The organism is Ruegeria sp. CK2 (assembly GCF_056536585.1).
Window position 1 is genome coordinate 1 of the sequence record NZ_JBQFPW010000074.1, and the last position, 701, is coordinate 701.

General features: G+C 47.8%; 1 protein-coding gene. It reads left to right on the top strand.

The genetic code is table 11. The features are described 5' to 3' along the window. Positions 1-340 precede the first annotated feature (340 nt). Entirely contained in the window at positions 341-604 is a 264-nt protein-coding gene (locus ACR0BU_RS24755; RefSeq protein WP_480739592.1) for a hypothetical protein, read from the top strand. Positions 605-701 lie beyond the last annotated feature (97 nt).

Below are 701 nucleotides of genomic sequence, written 5' to 3' on the forward strand. Positions count from 1 at the left end.
GAGCCCAAAGTTGGGGAAAGTGCAGCACGCACCAATGTCGGCTTTTCTACATGGCAGATCAACTTCCCCAACGCGAAGAGGTGCTGTTCAATAGATCCAGGACATCGCTGAAAGAACCTTGTGCTTTGCAATCTAGGAGCGAATGTGGCGCGTAGGTCATGTGGCAAGAAACCTTGCTGAAGCATCCAACAATTGTCTATGTAACAGCATGGCACATCGGTTAGTTCGCAATTTTAAGTTGATGAGGGTTCAAAGTCTCTGTCGCAAGGGTAAATATGATCGGGCCAGAAGCATAACGCGTGAACTGCTTTCCGAGAATCCGTTTTCAATTGGTTACAATATGCTACTTGCCGACGTAGGGCTTTTTTCTGGCGACCTTTGCAGCGCGAAACAGCAATATACTGTTACAAAAGAGATGCTTGAAAAGAATCCTCCTAAGTCAAAGGATGACGAAGCTTACTACTCTGCTTATTTGGATTTTCGCGTGTTGGCGATTGAATGCCACATCTTAGGATCGACTTTACCTCCTTGGGATGACTTCGCCGCTTTATTGAACGAGCTCGACGCGAACCGCATGATCAAGCGACTCTTTCAGCTGCCGTGACGACCAGTAATTCTCGCATAAGCATTGATAGGTCGACTCTGTCCTCAAGCGCATGAAGCCGTCATTGGAGCAACCGCAGCGAAAGGCAGGTTTGTCC

Excerpts from the sequence above, each read along its gene's own strand:
- ACR0BU_RS24755 (WP_480739592.1), top strand. The coding sequence starts at position 341 with ATGCTACTTGCCGACGTAGGGCTTTTTTCTGGCGACCTTTGCAGCGCG.